13 protein-coding genes are annotated in these 17,872 nt (G+C 55.0%); 6 read left to right on the top strand and 7 right to left on the bottom strand.

What is annotated here, in order from left to right:
• The first annotated feature begins 13 nt into the window (after positions 1–13).
• The 4 genes from F5984_RS10240 to F5984_RS10225 all read left to right on the top strand — a co-directional run bounded on the left by F5984_RS10240 (position 14) and on the right by F5984_RS10225 (position 3,899).
• Positions 14–2,272 (top strand): DUF2309 domain-containing protein, encoded by a 2,259-nt coding sequence (locus F5984_RS10240; protein WP_246168900.1) that lies wholly within the window; start codon positions 14–16, stop codon positions 2,270–2,272.
• A gap of 180 nt (positions 2,273–2,452) precedes the next feature.
• Positions 2,453–2,896 (top strand): DoxX family protein, encoded by a 444-nt coding sequence (locus F5984_RS10235; protein WP_152124159.1) that lies wholly within the window; start codon positions 2,453–2,455, stop codon positions 2,894–2,896.
• Between the two features lie 12 nt (positions 2,897–2,908).
• Positions 2,909–3,394, top strand: a complete 486-nt coding sequence (locus F5984_RS10230) for a glutathione peroxidase (protein WP_152124158.1) — start codon at positions 2,909–2,911, stop codon at positions 3,392–3,394.
• A gap of 34 nt (positions 3,395–3,428) precedes the next feature.
• Positions 3,429–3,899, top strand: coding sequence for a MarR family winged helix-turn-helix transcriptional regulator (locus F5984_RS10225; protein WP_152124157.1), 471 nt, complete (start codon positions 3,429–3,431; stop codon positions 3,897–3,899).
• A gap of 67 nt (positions 3,900–3,966) precedes the next feature.
• Here the strand turns inward: F5984_RS10225 and F5984_RS10220 are convergent, their stop codons facing one another.
• From F5984_RS10220 to F5984_RS10195, 6 genes are all read right to left on the bottom strand, one after another.
• Positions 3,967–9,522, bottom strand: coding sequence for a putative Ig domain-containing protein (locus tag F5984_RS10220; RefSeq protein WP_185155477.1), 5,556 nt, complete (start codon positions 9,520–9,522; stop codon positions 3,967–3,969).
• A gap of 126 nt (positions 9,523–9,648) precedes the next feature.
• Positions 9,649–10,170: a phage tail protein gene (locus F5984_RS10215; RefSeq protein ID WP_152124155.1), complete on the bottom strand. Its 522-nt coding sequence runs from the start codon at positions 10,168–10,170 to the stop codon at positions 9,649–9,651.
• 180 nt (positions 10,171–10,350) lie between these two features.
• Positions 10,351–10,872 (bottom strand): phage tail protein, encoded by a 522-nt coding sequence (locus F5984_RS10210; protein ID WP_152124154.1) that lies wholly within the window; start codon positions 10,870–10,872, stop codon positions 10,351–10,353.
• 32 nt (positions 10,873–10,904) lie between these two features.
• Positions 10,905–11,537, bottom strand: coding sequence for a leucine-rich repeat domain-containing protein (locus F5984_RS10205; RefSeq protein ID WP_152124153.1), 633 nt, complete (start codon positions 11,535–11,537; stop codon positions 10,905–10,907).
• A gap of 219 nt (positions 11,538–11,756) precedes the next feature.
• Positions 11,757–12,269, bottom strand: coding sequence for a hypothetical protein (locus tag F5984_RS10200; protein WP_152124152.1), 513 nt, complete (start codon positions 12,267–12,269; stop codon positions 11,757–11,759).
• A gap of 175 nt (positions 12,270–12,444) precedes the next feature.
• Positions 12,445–12,954, bottom strand: coding sequence for a hypothetical protein (locus F5984_RS10195; RefSeq protein WP_152124151.1), 510 nt, complete (start codon positions 12,952–12,954; stop codon positions 12,445–12,447).
• Positions 12,955–13,325: 371 nt separating this feature from the next.
• Here F5984_RS10195 and F5984_RS10190 point away from each other — a divergent pair, with 371 nt between their 5' ends.
• On the top strand, positions 13,326–13,973 hold the full coding sequence (locus F5984_RS10190; RefSeq protein ID WP_152124150.1) for a collagen-like triple helix repeat-containing protein: 648 nt from the start codon (positions 13,326–13,328) through the stop codon (positions 13,971–13,973).
• A gap of 290 nt (positions 13,974–14,263) precedes the next feature.
• Here F5984_RS10190 and F5984_RS10185 read toward each other — a convergent pair whose 3' ends face one another.
• On the bottom strand, positions 14,264–16,936 hold the full coding sequence (locus F5984_RS10185) for an MGH1-like glycoside hydrolase domain-containing protein (RefSeq protein WP_152124149.1): 2,673 nt from the start codon (positions 16,934–16,936) through the stop codon (positions 14,264–14,266).
• A 324-nt stretch (positions 16,937–17,260) separates the two neighbouring features.
• Here F5984_RS10185 and F5984_RS10180 point away from each other — a divergent pair, with 324 nt between their 5' ends.
• Positions 17,261–17,791, top strand: a complete 531-nt coding sequence (locus F5984_RS10180; RefSeq protein WP_185155490.1) for a gluconate 2-dehydrogenase subunit 3 family protein — start codon at positions 17,261–17,263, stop codon at positions 17,789–17,791.
• Positions 17,792–17,872 lie beyond the last annotated feature (81 nt).

Here is a 17,872-nt window from a genome sequence, read left to right as displayed (position 1 = left end):
TACGTAGCAACCTATGCAATCGACAATAGCTTATTCCCGCCCTGTTGCCCCTGCCGTTTCTAAGCGCGCTCAAATTCAGGATGCCGTAAGCCGGGCTGGTCGGGTTTTGGCACCGGTATGGCCTCTCAAAACGTTTATTGCCTGTAATCCGCTGCAGGGGCTGGAGTCGATGCCCTTTGAGCAGGCATTACGCGAAGGGACGCGGCTGTTTGGTTTACCCGAAATAAGCCCGGCGCTCGAAGCCGTAAACCGGCAGTTGATCAAGTGGGGGCATGTGTTTCTCGACGAAGGACAGGCAACCATTCCGATGCCCAACCGGCATTTGGGCTTTTACGCGGCCTGGCGGCAACTGGCGTTTCTGGACGATGAGCTGCATGGATTCGACGACGACCGCCGGGAATGGCTGAAGGCCCTGCCCGAGGCACCGGAAGATGCCATCCTGCTCTGCCTGGAAGCACTGGGGGTAATAGAGGAGGAGCATGTGCCGTTTTTGTCGCAGTCACTGGCGTATTTGCCGGGCTGGTCGGGTTACGTGAAATGGCGCACGGAGTGGCAAACGCCCCCGGCCGTGAACCCGAACCCCATTACTATGACTGATTGGCTGGCGGTGCGGCTCGCCATCACCTCGATGCTCTGGCCCGATGCGTACCAGCCGACGATTCGGCAGGCGCTGTCGCCTGTGGCAACCGAAAAGGTGGAAAAAACGATGATCCAGTTGGAGCAGTCAGAAGCTGTTTACCGTCGGCAATTGCTTACCCAACTCTTGCCGCAGGCCCGGCAGCTGGGTGTAGCCGAGCAACGTCCCGATGCCCAACTGGTGTTCTGTATCGACGTCCGTTCGGAGCCGTTTCGGCGTCGGCTGGAGGCCCAGGGCCGTTACGAAACGTTTGGCTTTGCGGGCTTCTTTGGGCTACCGATTCGGGTGCACCACCATGCCGACCCCGAAGCGCACGATGCCTGCCCGGTATTGCTCAAGCCCCGCCACGAGGTGCATGAAACGCCTTTGGCCGACGAAGCGCAGCTACAGCGCTTTCAAACGGGCGGTCGGGTTCTGAAAGGTCTGAAAGCAACGTACAACGCACTCAAATACAACTTTGCCACGCCCTTTGCGCTCGTCGAGACGCTGGGTGCGGCTTGTGGCCTGCTGATGCTCGGCCGAACGCTGGCCCCGGTGTCGAGCCAGCGGTTACGGGAGTCGCTGACCGGGGCTATCCAGCCCGAAATCCCCACGAAGCCTGACTGCTGTGCTACGCCGGCGGGTATTTCGGCCGCTGAGCAGGCTACCTATGCCGAAACCGCCCTGCGACTCATGGGTCTGACAACCGGGTTTGGCAAGTTGGTTGTGTTCTGCGGGCATGGTAGCACTACTCAGAATAACGCCTACGCGTCGGCCCTCGATTGCGGTGCCTGTGGAGGTAATCATGGTGGCCCTAACGCCCAACTGATGGCCCAGATTCTGAACACGCCTTCGGTGCGGCAGAAACTGGCCCAAAACGGAATCGAAATCCCGACGGATACGGTTTTCATGGCGGCCGAACACAACACCACAACCGACGAGGTAACTCTCTACGACGAACCTCTGGCGACTACGAACGCGTCGAAATTGCAGGGCTTGCAAACGGCACTGGTGGCGGCACGCCGGAGCAATAGCGCCAACCGGTACAATACCTTTGGGCGGTCGTCCGAGGGAGTCGATACGGTTGGGGCTACCGTACGGCGCAGTGCCGACTGGGCCGAGGTACGGCCCGAATGGGGGCTGGCTCGTAATGCGGCCTTTATTGTAGGGCCCCGCCAGCTTACGCGTCAGGTTGATCTGGAAGGCCGCTGTTTCCTGCACTCGTATGAGTGGGAAAGCGATGTGGAGAGCAAGCTGCTGGAGACGATTCTGACGGCCCCGATGGTGGTGGCTCAGTGGATTAATAACCAGTACCTGTTTTCGACGCTCGATAACGTAGCCTACGGTAGCGGGAGCAAAGTGACGCATAACGTGGCTGGCAAGCTGGGTGTCATGCAGGGCAACGCCAGCGACTTGATGCACGGGTTGCCGCTCCAGTCGGTATTCGCTAGCGACGAAACCCGCTATCACGAGCCACAGCGACTGCTTACGGTGGTGTACGCACCCCGCTACCGAATCGACCAGATTATTGAGCGTCAACCCGTGCTGCAAACCCTGTTTTTCAACGGCTGGGTGAAACTTGTAGCCATCGAACCCACCGATAACCGGGCGTACCGGCTCGATGTGAGCGGGATCTGGCAGCGATTGGCTTTTTAACCCAACGATTCGGAATCAACCTCTTTCCATACGTAAAACCCCGTCGGCCTCAAGCCGACGGGGTTTTTGTTTTGCCTTTACCTACATGCAACGCATCGACAGATAGGATTTCATTGAAAATTATATCGCACGCGATTTAAATAGTTGTACCTTTGTATCGCACGCGATATAAATAGGCGAATGATTACTCAGATTCTACAAACCCCCAATCAAAAGACAGGTCTTTTGCAGACCATTTTCCGGTTGTTACTGGGCGCTAACCTGCTGTTTGCAGGTATTGGGCACCTGACCTGGGCCCGGACCGAATTTCTGGCACAGGTACCAACCTGGCTCCCGCTCAACGCCGATCTGGTCGTGGTACTGTCGGGGGTAGTCGAGATTGGGTTGGGTCTGTCGTTGCTGTTGCTGGGGCGTTACAAGGTCTGGGTCGGGTGGGCGACGGCCCTATTTTTTGTGCTCATTTTTCCCGGCAACATTTCGCAGTACGTCAACCGAGTCGATGCATTCAATCTCAATTCGGATACCGCCCGACTGGTGCGGCTGTTTTTTCAGCCTGTGCTGGTTGCCTGGGCCTTGTGGAGCACCGGAGCCTGGCGGGCGTACCGAAAGGGTCAGTTGTTTTAACCGATACGAACTATGCACAACGCTGAATTTTATGGGCTGACGGCCCAAACTCTGCAAGGCAAGCCCGTGAGTATGGAGGCTTTTGCCGGTAAAACTCTTCTGATTGTTAATACGGCCAGTAAATGCGGACTGGCTCCACAACTGGAGGGGCTCGAAAATCTGTATCAGAAGTACAAGGATAAGGGTCTGGTGATTCTGGGGTTTCCGTGTAATCAGTTTGGAAATCAGGAACCCGGCAGCGAAAAAAGCATTACCGAAGGATGCCTGATTAACTACGGGGTCACTTTCCCGATGTTTAGTAAAGTTGACGTAAACGGCGCGAATACGCATCCGGTGTTCCGTTTTCTGAAAAACCGGCTGACGGGTTGGTTTGGTAGCCGTATCAAATGGAACTTTACCAAATTTCTCGTGGATAAAGAAGGGAACCCGGTTCGGCGATTTGCCCCGATTACCAGCCCCGACAAACTCGACCACTATCTGGCCCGGCTACTGGTCTGATGCGTCGCCGGAGCGGGGTCATGTTGTACGTATTATGGCTACAGAACACTTAAAGCTCGAAAATCAGCTCTGTTTTCCGGTCTATGCCGTTTCGCGGCTCATCACCCGTGCGTATCAGCCGTTTCTTGACGAACTGGGCATCACGTATCCGCAGTATCTGGCGTTGCTGGTTTTGTGGGAAAAAGACAACGTGACGGTCAATGATATTCGCCAGAAACTCGTGCTGAATACCAATACCGTGACGCCTTTGCTCAAGCGTCTGGAAACAATGGGGCTGATCCGGCGTAGTAAATCGACCCAGGATGAGCGCAAAGTGCTGGTGGAGTTGACGCCTGAGGGCCGGGCTCTCGAAAGCCGGGCGGCTACCATTCCCGAACGGCTGGTGGGTAGCCTGAGTACTACCGATCTGAGTGTTGACGAGTGGATGGATTTAAAAGCCAAACTCGACCGGGTACTGACGTCGCTGGGGTCGCAACAGAACCCGACAGACCTGGGTCTGGACTAAACGAAATTGGGTACTAAAAAGCCCCGGCTCATGAGCCGGGGCTTTTTTAGTTACGTCACGCCCTGATTTACTGACGGACGATCTTCACCGTCTGGGTCCGTGTTGGTGTGCTCACCCGGAGTACGTACATACCCGCCGACGCACCAACCCGCACCCGCGTAGTGGCTTCGCCCTGGCTGGCTGTTGCCTGCTGCTGGCTCACCAAATGGCCTTGTGCATCAGCTACTTCCAGCGAGAGGGCTTCGCTACCGGCACCGGCTATCCGCACGGCTACCCACTCGGCAGTGGTGGGGTTGCCCAGTACCGTTACTTCCAGCGGAGCGTCTTCGGCCCGCGCAATCCGGGCGGTACCTGTACAAAACTGCTTGAAGTTAAAGCTAAACGTATTGCTCGTAACGCCGTTTTGGGTAACCCGCAGGTTGAGCGGACCAATGTCAGAAGCCGGGTTGTTCACGGCCCGAATCAGGTCGGGGTTGTCGAGTACCCGCAGACAGTTGTTGGGGTCGGCATTGCTCAAACCTACCAGATTGGCGTAGCTGATGGGCGAACCGTTGCCACCGCTCGTCAGAATCCGGAATGAGCCCGTCTGGCAGTTGACTTCGGTTACACCCGTTACCTGCAAGGCGCTGCCCAGGGTAGCCGTTGGGCTGCCGCAACTGGTAGTGCTTGCAGGGGGCTGGGGCGCTCCCGTGCAGAAGGCGGCAAAGTCGAACACAAACGCCTGACCCAACACGCCATTCTGCCGAATTTGTACCGTAATCGGCTTCGGATCGGCGCGCAGACCGGCTTCAATCACGTGATTTGTGTTGGTGGTCCAGCCCGTGATGCCAATGGAAAGGTACTCTACGGCCGATCCGTTACCACCCGTTGAACCGAAGACAATGGCTCCCGTGCTACAGTTGTAGCTCACCACAGTGGCTGACAACAGCCCGCCTGTAGGTGGTGGGGTACTTGTCTGGCTACCCACAGGGCTCACCGTCAGCACAAAGCTGGTGCTGCTGCTGAGGCCGCCCGGATCGGTGGCGGTGAGCGTAATGGTGCTCACACCCGACGCTGACGGTGTACCGGTGATAAACGTACCGATCAGGTTCAGACCAGCTGGTACGCCCGAGCCCGACAGGGTTATCTGGCCCGGAGTCTGGGCGTCGGTGAAAACAGTACCCAGATTCAGGGTGTAGGGGACCCCAACCGTAGCCGATTGTGGGGGTACCGCGTTGACCAGTAGGGGCGGGGTATTGTTACCGCAGAACTGCCCAAAGTTGAAGATAAACGGCAGACCTTCTACGCCGTTTTGCCGCACCTGAATCGTGATCGGTTTCGGGTCGGCGCGCAAACCGGCCTCGATGAGCTGGTTCGGGTTGGTAGTCCAGCCTGTTACACCAATCGCGAAATACTCGATCACTCCGCCCGTGCTACCTACTGAGCCGAGTACAATTGCCCCGGTTTGGCAGTTGTAGCTCACCACGGTGCCGCCAAAAGGCTGACTGGCTGTGGTGATGATAAAGGTAGTGTTGACCGATAACCCGCCGGGGTCGGTGGCCGTCACCGTCACGGTGCTGGTACCCGATGTTGATACCAGACCGCTGATGGTGTTGCCGCTGAACGTGAGGTTCGGGGGCAGACCCGCCACCGACAGGGTGAGGCTGTTCGGCGTTTCGACGTCGGTAAATGTGTTGGCCGGTATCGTAAACGTGAACGCCTGACCTACTGTAGCCGACTGCGGAGGAATCGCATTGGCCACTGTAGGTGCACCGTTGGGTGCATTGTATTGGATGCTGAGTAGGTTCGAGGCCAGGTTTTGGTTACCGGCATTGTCCTGAGCCACACCGGGGGCCAGACTGACCGTAACCAGCCCGGTACCCGCCGGAACGATGCTCACCGTATAGGTACTGCCACTACCGGTCAGGGTCGACGCGGTGCCGTTGGTTACGCTGATTTCGGCCAGCGTAAGCCCCGTAACCGATTCATTAAAGGAGATGGTTACTGGAATGGGCGATACTTGGGTTGGATTGGTGGCTATCGTGCTGACGGTCACCGTGGGCTGATTCGAGTCGACCGTGAACGTATTTGTATTGCTGTCGACGCTCTGAATCTGATTGGTCAGTTGCGCCCTCGCCCGAACGGTATGCGACCCCTGAGAAAGCGGCACCGAGAGCGTGAACGTCCAGTTGCCTGCACCATTGGCGGTTGTGGTACCTGCCGTGCTGCCATCCACAATAACCGTGACGGTACTGTTAGCAGCGGCTGTTCCTGCAATGGCAGGCGTAGACGTGTTGATCAGGGCCCCGTTGGCCGGAGCCGACACGACTGGTGCTGGCGTAGTGAGCTGACCGGGTTGGGTGATCGTAACGCTCTGTGAGATTGTACAACCGTTAGGGTCCGTAATGAGCACATTGTACAGACCAGCCGCTAAACCCGAAATAGTGTTGGTACCATCGCCGGTTGGGTTGCCGGGTGTCCAGTCGTACATGTATGGACTACCCGCTCCGCCCGATACCGAAACCGAAGCGCGTCCATCGGTAGCCGCAAACGTCGAAACGTTTGTCTGGCTCACCCCAACGCTCAGCACCGGGGGCTGGCTGATGGTGAAGTTTCGGGTCAGCGTGCAGCCGTTAGCATCAGTAACGAGTACGCTGTAATTACCGGCGGTCAATCCGGTAGCGGTAGCCGCTGTGCCGCCCGACGGACTCCACAGATAGGTGTAACCACCCACACCCCCTGAAGGCGTTACCGAGGCTGACCCGGTTGACCCGCCATTGCAACTAACGTCTGTCTGGCTCGTAGTGGCTGCCAATAGCGGGGGCTGCGTGATGGTGAAACTCCGGGTGGCCGTGCAGCCATTGCCGCTGATAACCGTCACGCTGTAAATACCGGCGGTCAGGCCCGAAGCGGTTGGAGCAGAGCCGCCTGATGGTGCCCACATATAGGTATAAGGCCCCGGATTGCCTGATGCTGACACGGTAGCCGAGCCCGTGGCCCCGCCATTACAGCTCACATTGGTCTGGTTACCGCCTAATACCAGCGCGTTGGGCTGGGTAATGGTGAAGGTTTGCGTAGCCACACAACCGTTGGCATCGGTAACGGTCACGGTGTAGCTACCTGCCGCAAGGCCCGTAGCGGTTGCGCCATTACCACCCGAAGGTGCCCAACTGTAGGTGTATGGGCCTGAGTTACCTGATACCGATACGGCCGCCGTACCATTGGTCAAGCCGTTACAGGTAACATTGGTTTGGCTGGGTGTGATGCTAATAGCGGCCTGCTGGGTAATGGTAAACGTCTGTGTGGCAACACAGGCGTTGGCATCGGTAATGGTCACGGTATAGCTACCTGCCGCGAGGCCTGTAGCGGTTGCGCCATTACCACCCGAAGGTGCCCAACTGTAGGTGTAACCGCCCGCGCCCCCTGATACCGATACTGAAGCTACTCCTGTATTACCACCATTGCAGTTGACATTGGTTTGGCTGGTTGTTACGGTCAGTGCAGGTGGTTGCGTAATGGTAAAGCTGCGCGTAGCCACACAACCGTTGGCATCGGTCACGGTCACGGTATAGCTACCTGCCGCAAGGCCTGTAGCGGTTGCGCCATTACCGCCCGATGGTGCCCAACTGTAGGTGTAACTACCTGTGCCCCCTGAAGGCGTTACCGTAGCTGATCCCGTAGCGCCACCATTGCAGCTAACGTTGGTTTGCGAATAGGTATTGATGACTAGCGTAGGCGGTTGCGTAATAGTGAAGCTGCGCGTGGTTGTACACGCGTTGGCATCGGTTACCGTTACAGTGTACGTTCCGGCTACCAGACCCGTAGCGGTAGCATTTGTGCCACCCGATGGTGCCCAGCTGTAGGTGTAACCGCCCGCGCCCCCTGAGGGCGTTACCGTAGCTGATCCATTACTGCCGCCGTTGCAGCTAACATTGGTCTGGTTGCCACTTGATGCCAGCACAGGGGGTTGCGTGATGGTGAAACTCCGGGTGGTTGTACACGCGTTGGCATCGGTTATTGTTACAGTGTACGTTCCGGCTACCAGACCCGTAGCGGTAGCATTTGTGCCGCCCGAAGGAGCCCAACTGTAGGTGTAACCGCCCGCACCCCCTGAAGGTGTTACCGAAGCTGATCCGTTTGACCCGCCATTACAGCTAACGTTAGTTTGCGAGAAGTTGCTGACAGCCAGTGCGGGTGGTTGCGTAATGGTAAAGCTTCGGGTGGTTGTACACGCGTTGGCATCGGTTACCGTTACAGTGTACGTTCCGGCTACCAGACCCGTAGCGGTAGCATTTGTGCCACCCGAGGGAGCCCAGCTGTAGGTGTAACCGCCCGCACCCCCTGAAGGTGTTACCGTAGCTGTGCCGGTATTGCTACCATTGCAGCTGACGTTAGTTTGGGAGAAATTGCTAATAGCCAGTACGGGTGGTTGCGTGATGTTGAAGCTGCGCGTGGTTGTACACGCGTTGGCATCGGTAACGGTCACAGTGTAGCTCCCTGCCGCAAGGCCCGTAGCGGCAGCATTTGTGCCACCCGAGGGAGCCCAACTGTAGGTGTACCCACCCACGCCCCCTGAGGGCGTTACTGAAGCTGAGCCATTGCTGCCACCGTTGCAGCTAACATTGGTTTGCGAAAAGGTATTGATGACTAGCGTAGGCGGTTGCGTGACAGTACCTACAGCTGTAGCAGTTGTGCCCTGACCGTCGGTCACAGTGATAGTATAACTGCCTGCGGCTAAGCCGGTAATGGTGGTAGTGCCGTCGCCGGATGGGCTACCGGGTGTCCAGTTATATGTGAAAGGGCCAACTCCGCCACTGACTGAAGCCACCAAAGATCCATTTGCCCCTCCGTTACAGCTGACATTTGTAGTTTGAATAATGGTAGCTGCCAAAGCTACCGGCGTTGTGAAAGTCAGCGATGACCCGTAGCTTGGACCAGCACTATTAATAGCATAAGCGCGTACCGTATAAAGGGTATTGGCCGATAGTCCGGTGGCTGTTACTGAGAATGCGCCCGTGCCAGTTCCACCTGTTACTTTCGTGTTGGCAGTAGTGGGCGTACCGGTGCCAGCTACGTAAACGACTCCGCGCTCTGTAATAGCACCTCCGCCATCGTTGGTGACATTACCGCCGAGAGTGGCCCGGTTGGGTCGTATTTCGCTTGGAGCGGTGGTAGTCACGGTAGCCAGGGTAGCTGGTAGTTGTACCACCAACGGCGTATTGCCCGTGCAGGGTCCTACTACACCTGATGTTTCGGCTAACCAGCCGGTAGTGGGAGGCAAGCTGCCCGTTGAGGTGTTTGACAGGTAGGGTTGACCGTCGAAACTAAGGACCCAGACGGACGCCGAGGTCAGGTAGGATAAACTGATTTCAACGCCTGCGTACGTTTGCCCGTTGAGAATGACACTACTCGTGGCTGTATAGGACGGCCGGTTTGATCCCTCGAAATTGGTTGTGCTGAGATTTAATGTAACGGCTTGCGCAAGACAAGCCCCCGATACAGTAACCGAACTGGGTGGGCTTTGGGCACGAACAGCCTGCCCGAAGCTCGCCAGCAGCACGACCACCAGAAAAAACAACTTTAGCGAGTGAAGTTGCACGCGTAGGCGCAGAGCTTCTGGCCGATGTGGTAGAGAAAGTCGCATGATTGAGTTAAAGCTAAGGTTCAAAGAAAGGTTGAGTAACAAGGGTAGGAAGTAAGCTGGTGTTAATTGCGTTTTACGGCAAAATTGCCCGTCATGAGAGACCACCAGCATACTTCGCCGTACGACTTAATTACGCGCTGGAAAAATGCCCTCCATGCAGATGATAAAGTTGATGCCCAGATAGGGCTGCATATTGTTGTGGGGCTGCGAGCCGCCAACAACCGACATTGAATTTGTGCCTAATGGTACGGCTGAATCCAGTGTGCTTCTGTACTCGGGATCGAGTGAGCCCGTGGCGGCCAGGAAAGCATTGGCGGGTGCTGCAGTATTACCTGTTTGAGACGACGCATTCAATGAATGATTATGCGCTGGCATTTCAGTACTAATCAGGGTATGCGTTGGAGTACCAGCCATTTGGCCTAAATTGACTGCGGGTAAACCAGGCCCTTGACCAGTACCAACCGGCACTCGGCCACGTAAATCTGGGAGAGCAAAGGTGGTCTGGCCATTTCCCCCATAGGTGGTACCCAAAAGCGAGAAGAGGGCTGTATTTTGGGCAATCGATAGAATCTGCCCATTACAGAACGCCCAGCTTCGAGGAGCGAAGTTGCCCGCGAACATGATGATTTGAGCTATGTATCCTTCCATGTGTAAAAAGAGATTTTGAATTAGTTGTAAACTGTAAAGCAGCCCGTGAACTGCTTGAGGTGGTCAATTGGTAATCAGGTAAATAGTGAGTAAGCAAGTACCAAATGGGGCAATTTCGTAGGGGTCTTGTCCTGAAATTGATAGCCCCTGATACAGGCTAACACACAAACACGATCAGGCCTAATTCCTTGACGGATAGATTCCTGTGGTACAGATGATGAAGTTCATTCCCAGATAAGGCTGCATATTGTTGTGGGGCTGCGAGCCGCCAACAACCGACATTGAATTTGTGCCTAATGGTACGGCTGAATCTAGTGTGCTTCTGTACTCGGGATCGAGTGAGCCCGTGGCGGCCAGGAAAGCATTAGCGGGTGCTGCAGTATTACCTGCTTGAGACGATGCATTCAATGAATGATTATGCGCTGGCATTTCAGTACTAATCAGGGTATGCGTCGGAGCTCCCCCTTGTCCCCCCCAATTAATATTAGGTAAGCCTGGGCCTTGACCAACACCAATTGGAGCGCGGCCGCGTAGATCAGGTAAGCCAAAGGTTGTTTGACCATTTCCCCCATAGGTGGTTCCGATAAGCGAGAAGAGGGCCGTGTTTTGGGTAATCGCCAAAATCTGCCCCTGGCAGAACGCCCAGCCTCGAGGGGCGAAGTTGCCCGCGAACATGATGATTTGGGCGAGGTAAGGTTCCATAAATTAATACGGTTTGGATGTACACTAATGATTTAAGCGGCCCGGCACCGAATGCCAAGGCGTTGTTCTACACGCATCACTTCGCGGTCGGGCAGATCGTCGTTCGGTAAACAAAAGAACCCTTTCAGATTACGGGCGTGCTTTGCTGTGATACCATCAAGGGTTTTCAGGGGGTTGAAGTTGATGTAGATTTCCCGCAGGCTGGTTAGCTCCCGAACAGGAGCCAATGAATCAATCTGGTTAAACTGTGCATACAGTTGCTCCAGTTTCTTGAGGGATTCGATGCCGGTTAGGCTCCTGATCGAGTTGTTGTTAACAAACAGGCTCCGCAGTTTGAGTAATGTGGCCAGTTCGGTAACAGACCCTAACTGATGGTGGGTGAGCACCACAATTTCCAGATTACTCATACCCTGCAGACCTGAACAATCGGTTAGTTCAAACGGCATATTTGGGTAAGGAGCCCGTGGGCCGGTGAACCGGATGGCCGGAATTTGCCAGAGGTATTCTAATTCTTCGGCCATGGGGTGAGCTGAATGTTGCAGGACGGCCGTCTGGAATGCCGACCGCCATGCGGGCGTCAGGCCAAGCCACCACGTCAGGCGTTTGGCGTGCGTATCGGCCACAGCAGGTACTGGCTTCGAGGCTACTTCGGGGTCAATAACCATAAAAACGAAAAAAAGGAAAGCAAATAGAAACAGGCTTAGGCTACGGTTGACTCAGTCTGCTGGATAGCTGGAGACTGACTAAGTGAATGTATAATGAATACGCAGTACTGGACATTAGATGTTGGCCGTTAGACCTCCCTACAGAATGGTAGTAAGTCTAACGTCTAATGTCTGAAGTCCGAATGTCCGGTACTGAACAGTATACATTTGCTTTTTGACTCAGTACGTATAGCGAGCAATCGTAAACGCGTGCGTCTTGAGGTCAAGGCTAAGTTGGGCCTTGCTGCCGGCAATCAGTAGCGTACTGGTCACTTTATCATCGACGGCGTTCAGACGGGCGAGGGCCTGCCACGTCAATTGGATATCCGACACCATTAGCTTACCCGAGTACGTGCCAAATGCACTGGATGGCGTAGCATCGAAAAAAGCCGCCGAATTTGCTATCGGTTGACCATGCCCAAGAAGTTGGCCCGTAAGTTCGAGTTGCTGAGCGGCAATTTGCCGAAGAGCCTGAGGGGGCGTGTAAGCTGGATTGTACCCGTGGATGATCTGGATACTTTGTACCGTTCCGAGCTGACCGTTCCGAATCTGGGTCGCGGCATTTCGGGTTGATTCTGAAGTCAGTGCTGATTGAGCACTACTGGTGACCGAGGATGCCAGTACAGAGGAAAGAGGGAGTAACGGGATAGCAAACCCGGCCGAAAGTTGACGAAGAAATAGACGTCTTTGCATGTAAATGAGCGGCTTAAGGTGAGAAGGAAATGACGATAAACTGTTTGTTGAGTGGAAGCTAAATGACCACAGGCGCCAACCAGCGTATAGGCCAGTAAAATTGATGATTATATGATATATGTACAACTTTAGTGGATGTACGGCTAAAGATTTTTCAAAAACAGGTGACTTGTTTCTACGTGCCTCCGTGCTTCTGAGGCCTCAGCCAGTGCAGCATATTCGGAAACCCGACTTCGGGCCGGTTAGGGTCAGGGTTATGGGCCAATCCCATCCAGACCAGGAGCGGCAAACCAATGTATTGTCCCGTTGTAAAATGGTCGATCAGCCATTGGCTGTTGCCATTGTACCCATTTGGGTGAAAGACGATGTCGGGCGGTAAGTTCAGGTGCAGAGCGGCTGCATAGCTCCAGAGCAATACGGCCATTTCGTCGCCCGCCTTGTCGGGGTGATTATCGGTAATATTACCCCCTAAATGAGGCCGGTCTTCGGGTGTACAGACGGCAATGTGCCCTGCTTCGTGCAAAACATCACCGGGGTAGAGAAGCTTTTCCTGGTCAATCAGGATGGTACCATTCTGAATGAGTAACCCCGGCAAAAACGTGGGGCCTTGCAAGGTTTCGTATCGGGTTTGTATGCCAATCTGATCCAGGAAATGGCAAATTGGTTCGATATACTGAACAGACATTACGGTACAGTGCAAAGGGTTGACGATGCAGTTAATCTGGTTCACAAATCCAGATTACCAGAAAGGCATGCGTACAAAAGCGGAGTGGATAGGGGAGAGTCGAATAACGGATGGGCACGTTACCAAACTAGCAGTGCAACTTACACTATTCCCCTAGTCTTTGTCAAGAAGATACTGTTTGCCGGTGGGTATTTTTAGTTGCCCCCAATCAGTAAGGGGCATCCACAATTCAGTCGCCCAAACTGACAACCGATACCTTTTGGGCTTCTACAGCCGTTGGATCAATCTCAACTTTGGGTTACGATACGGTCGGCCTCGGCCTTCCTCTATCCATACACTACAAACATTCACTTTTTGTAAACGACAAAGACATGAAATGCGTGACAATTGTCCTGCTATCTGGCCTGTTCGCCCTGGCTGCTTGCCAGACCGATCCGGTTCCGGGGCCCAAGGGAGACACAGGGGCACAGGGCCCTAAAGGGGATGCCGGCGCACAAGGCCCCAAGGGTGATCCGGGATCGCCCGGTCAGCCGGGAGCACCGGGGCAGCCTGGCGAACCGGGCACGGCAAATGCCTGGAGTTATATCTACCCCAACGAAGTGTTTCGGCCGTTGGGAACGCCCGAGTATAGCTCCATAACTAAAATGTACACATCCAGGGGCTTCCGGCAGTTTACGCCAGAGAAGTATGCCGAAGTGGCTGATAAAGGGGTGGTACTCGTGTACCTGCGCGACGGCCTCAATGCCTGGACACTCACCAGTATTCAATCGATGTACCTCAGCGCTATACCCACCGATCCGCCGAGCGTCGTCGAAACCTCGGCCCGGAACTTTCCCGACCGGGTGCAGGTAACGGCCAAACTGACGACGATCAATGAGGGGTCGACGATTCTGACCACGTACAAGGCCGATGTGAAGATTATTCTAATTGCGCCCACGCACGTAATCATCAATCAGGTTCGTAACGGGCGGCTCGACCTGACCGATTGTGCGGCTGTGGAGCGGTATTTGAAGCTGTAGCCCTGTGCGCCAGTAATTTTCCATCATTCACAAAAACATGAGTTATCCCGGATTTTAAGGTCTTGGTGTTTTTGGTTCAATGCCCCGTTAGGGGCCGAACATCGGTAGCCAACCGGAATATGGACCCAGTACCAGAGCCCCGAAGGGGCGTAACCTTAAACAAGTTACGCCCCTTCGGGGCTCTGGTGTTCCGATAAGACGTCTTTTCTACCAATATTGGGCCCCTAACGGGGCGTTCGGGTAAGAAAATTCTCCTAACCTAAAATCCGGGATGACTCATGTTGTGTAACCTACTTCACCGCCAGATTAGCGGTTTCGGTCTGGTACAGGTATCGGTACTCGATCAGGTCGGCCACGAGACCTGTCCAGCCGGTTTGGTGAGCCGCCCCAAGACCCGCCCCCACATCCCCGTGGAAGTACTCGAAAAACAGGTACAGGTCGCGGAAATAAGGGTCTTTCTGGAATTTCTCTTCGTTGCCGAATGCCGGAATAAGCCCCGTTTTTTCGTCGCGCCGGAAAATATTGATGAGCCGCTCCGCCACCTGAACGGCGGCTTCTTTGATGCTCATCACCTGCCCCGAATGGGTGGGATATTCAATCTCGAAATCGTCGCCGTAATACTGGTAAAACTTCAGGAGCGAGTCGATCAGCAGGAAGTTGACCGGGAACCAGACCGGCCCGCGCCAGTTGGAGTTACCGCCGAAAATGCTTGCTTCTGACTCGGCCGGAACGTACTTAACCTGGAACATCTCGCCGTTGAGCACAAACTGGTACGGGTGCTGCTCGTGGTATTTCGACAGGGCCCGGATACCGTAATCCGACAGAAACTCGGTCTCATCGAACATCCGTTTCAGCAGCATTTTCATGCGGTGCCCCCGGAGCAGCGACAGTAGGTGCGTTTCGCCTTTACCCGGCTCGTGCCACCGCGATACGAGCGAGGCCAGGTCGGGCCGGTTTTTGAGCACCCACTCCACCCGGCGCTTAAAGTCCGGGAGTTTGTTCAGGAGGTCTTCATCAAGAACCTCCACCGCAAACAGAGGGATAAGACCCACCATCGACCGGATTTTGAGCAGCCGGGCGTTGTTATCGGGGGTGTGCAGTACGTCGTAATAGAACTGATCCACCTCGTCCCACAGGCTGATGTGCTCCTTGCCGAGGTTATTCATGGCGGCTGCGATGTGCAGAAAATGCTCGAAGAACTTGCTCGCCATGTCCTGATACGATGGCCGGGTTAGGGCTATTTCGCACGAAATCCGAAGCATGTTGAGGGTGTACATGGCCATCCAGCCGGTACCATCGGCCTGCTCAATGCGCCCACCCATTGGCAGCGGTTGCGACCGGTCGAAGACCCCGATGTTGTCGAGGCCGAGGAAGCCCCCGCCAAAAATATTGTTGCCTGCTACATCTTTCCGGTTTACCCACCACGTAAAGTTGAGCAGTAGCTTATGAAACACCCGCTCCAGAAAGTCAACGTCGCCCACGCCGTTCATCTGCCGGTCAATCTCGTACACTTTCCAGGTGGCCCAAGCGTGTACGGGTGGGTTTACGTCCGAGAAGTTCCACTCGTAAGCGGGGATCTGCCCGTTGGGGTGCATGTAGTACTCCCGCAGGATAACGGCCAGTTGCCGCTTGGCAAAGTGGGGGTCGAGCCGGGCGAGGGTAAGCGTATGAAACGCCAGGTCCCAAGCCGCAAACCACGGGTATTCCCACTTATCGGGCATACTCAGAATATTGGCCGTGTACATGTGCCGCCAGGTCTCATTGCGGGCATATACCCGCCCCTGAAACGGCACCGGCATTTTTGGGTCGCCTTTAAGCCACTCGTCAACGTTATAATAGTAGAACTGCTTGTTCCAGAGCATGCCCGCATAGGCCTGCCGCTGAATGTTCAGTAGTTCGGGGGTGTCAACGTTTTGTTGGAGGTGGTCGAAGAAGGCATCGGCCTCATCCTGACGGACTTCGAATACCTGATCGAAATCGGCAAAAGGCTGACTCAGGTGGGTATTGTCGCTGAATCGCAGCCGCACCGTCAGCGACTCGCCGGGGGCTACCGTGCGGGTGTACTGAGCCGAGGCTTTCGTCCCGATCTTGTTCGGATTGATGGCGTCGGCCTGACCGCCAACAACGTAGTTATTGATTCCGTCTTTCGGAAAAGCCGTCGAGTTAGGGCGGCCGTAGAGACGTTCGGTATTGGTTTCGTTTTCGCAGAACAGCAGGTCGTCGGCCCCTTCGCAATAGAGCTTAAATTTGCCCAATTGCTTGTGGTTCACCTCGATCTGACTGTTGGCAATGCCGTTGAGCATGGGCCGGCTATTGTACTGCTCGTACCCCCACGACCAGGTGTTGCGAAACCAGATGGTGGGTAACAACGTGAGCGGGGCCGGTTCGGCACCCCGGTTGTGGGCCGTGATTTTAACGAGCCAGTCGTTTTGGTCGGCTTTGGCGTACTCGATAAACACATCGAAGTACTCGTCCTGATCGAAAATGCCGGTGTCAATCAGTTCAAACTCGGGGTCATGGCGCGACCGGCGCATGGTTTCGATCACGAGCTGATTGTACGGAAACTCCCGCTGCGGATACTTGTACAGCATCTTCATGTAGGAGTGCGTGGGCGTGCTGTCGAGGTAGTAGTACAGCTCCTTCACGTCTTCGCCGTGGTTGCCCTCAGGGCCCGCCAGTCCGAAGAAACGCTCTTTCAGAATATTGTCGCGGTGGTTCCAGAGGGCCAGGGCAAAACAAACGTGGCCTTTGTTGTCTGAAATACCGCCGATTCCTTCTTCGCCCCAGCGGTAAGCGCGGGAGCGGGCCATGTCGTGCGTGACATTGTTCCAGGCATCGCCATACGGGCTATAATCTTCGCGGACAGTACCCCAGGCCCGGTCGGAGAGATAAGGGCCCCATTTTTTCCAGCCCTTGTTATCGGGCCTGTCATATATGCGTAGTTTTTCAGCGTCAGCGCTCATAGAAAGAAATTCAACGGGTTACGCTCGTGCTCTTCTCGGTGGTCGAAGCATCAAAGATACAACCCTTACCCAACAACGCGCCCGGAACAAAGGCAGAAGCGCTGTTTTTTGCTTAAATGGGCTTGGTTAACAGCTTTTTATGCAATTCATTAGCCGATTTGTCTAACGGCGTGGACATTAGCTTTCCAGATTAATTATCTTTGTATTGGTGCCCTACGCTCATTTTTACGGTCTCTTTTCGTTATCAAAGATGAGCAGGGGAAGCCTTGTCAGAATTGGATTTCCATTAAAATTTGGACCTTGAAAAGACGTAACGCGTTAAAAATGGTGGCCACTGCGGTGGGTGGTCTTGCCGTTCTGCCCAGCTGGGCTACCCGCTGGACACCCGAATCGCTCCGGGCTACGGGCCCGATGGGTGGGCTTATTTCCTCAGCGGAAACAAACTTGCTGGCCGAACTGGTCGAAACCATCATTCCGGCTACCCCCGCCACCGACCCGTCGAAAGGCGAAATTCCGGGGGCCAAAGCCCTGAACGTACACCAGTTTGTCCAAAAAATGGTGGCCGACTGCTACGATAAAGCTGCGCAGGATACCTTTCGGAAAGGCTTTACGGCTCTGGATGAGGTAGCGAAAGCAACGGGCGGAAAATCATTTCTGGAAACCGACGCGGCTGGGCGGCTCAATGTGCTCAAACAAATGCAGCAATCGACCGTGCCGGGGCAGAAAGAGTTCCTGTCGCTCGTGAAAAACCTGACCATTCGGGGCTACATGAATTCCGAGTACGTTATGACCAATTTAACCCACTACGAAATGGTGCCCGGCCGCTATAAAGGCTGCGTGCCCGTGGCTGGCTAAACAACACCGGTTTGGGCCTCGCTGCCCAGACCCGAACCCAAAACAGTTCAGGAAATACAAACGGGGGTTACGGGTGGGCTG

It is taken from the genome of Rudanella paleaurantiibacter, from assembly GCF_009184635.1.
GTDB classification, from domain to species: domain Bacteria; phylum Bacteroidota; class Bacteroidia; order Cytophagales; family Spirosomataceae; genus Rudanella; species Rudanella paleaurantiibacter.
Note: the sequence above shows the minus strand (reverse complement) of the source record. Positions and strands in the feature narration are given on the sequence as shown.

What these genes read in the sequence shown, in the direction of transcription:
- F5984_RS10210 (WP_152124154.1), bottom strand. Translation starts at nt 10,872, where the DNA reads ATGGAACCTTACCTCGCCCAAATCATCATGTTCGCGGGCAACTTCGCC.
- F5984_RS10215 (WP_152124155.1), bottom strand. Translation starts at nt 10,170, where the DNA reads ATGGAAGGATACATAGCTCAAATCATCATGTTCGCGGGCAACTTCGCT.
- F5984_RS10230 (WP_152124158.1), top strand. Translation starts at nt 2,909, where the DNA reads ATGCACAACGCTGAATTTTATGGGCTGACGGCCCAAACTCTGCAAGGC.
- F5984_RS10220 (WP_185155477.1), bottom strand. Translation starts at nt 9,522, where the DNA reads ATGCGACTTTCTCTACCACATCGGCCAGAAGCTCTGCGCCTACGCGTG.
- F5984_RS10240 (WP_246168900.1), top strand. Translation starts at nt 14, where the DNA reads ATGCAATCGACAATAGCTTATTCCCGCCCTGTTGCCCCTGCCGTTTCT.
- F5984_RS10195 (WP_152124151.1), bottom strand. Translation starts at nt 12,954, where the DNA reads ATGTCTGTTCAGTATATCGAACCAATTTGCCATTTCCTGGATCAGATT.
- F5984_RS10180 (WP_185155490.1), top strand. Translation starts at nt 17,261, where the DNA reads ATGGTGGCCACTGCGGTGGGTGGTCTTGCCGTTCTGCCCAGCTGGGCT.
- F5984_RS10190 (WP_152124150.1), top strand. Translation starts at nt 13,326, where the DNA reads ATGAAATGCGTGACAATTGTCCTGCTATCTGGCCTGTTCGCCCTGGCT.
- F5984_RS10225 (WP_152124157.1), top strand. Translation starts at nt 3,429, where the DNA reads ATGGCTACAGAACACTTAAAGCTCGAAAATCAGCTCTGTTTTCCGGTC.
- F5984_RS10205 (WP_152124153.1), bottom strand. Translation starts at nt 11,537, where the DNA reads ATGGTTATTGACCCCGAAGTAGCCTCGAAGCCAGTACCTGCTGTGGCC.
- F5984_RS10185 (WP_152124149.1), bottom strand. Translation starts at nt 16,936, where the DNA reads ATGAGCGCTGACGCTGAAAAACTACGCATATATGACAGGCCCGATAAC.
- F5984_RS10200 (WP_152124152.1), bottom strand. Translation starts at nt 12,269, where the DNA reads ATGCAAAGACGTCTATTTCTTCGTCAACTTTCGGCCGGGTTTGCTATC.
- F5984_RS10235 (WP_152124159.1), top strand. Translation starts at nt 2,453, where the DNA reads ATGATTACTCAGATTCTACAAACCCCCAATCAAAAGACAGGTCTTTTG.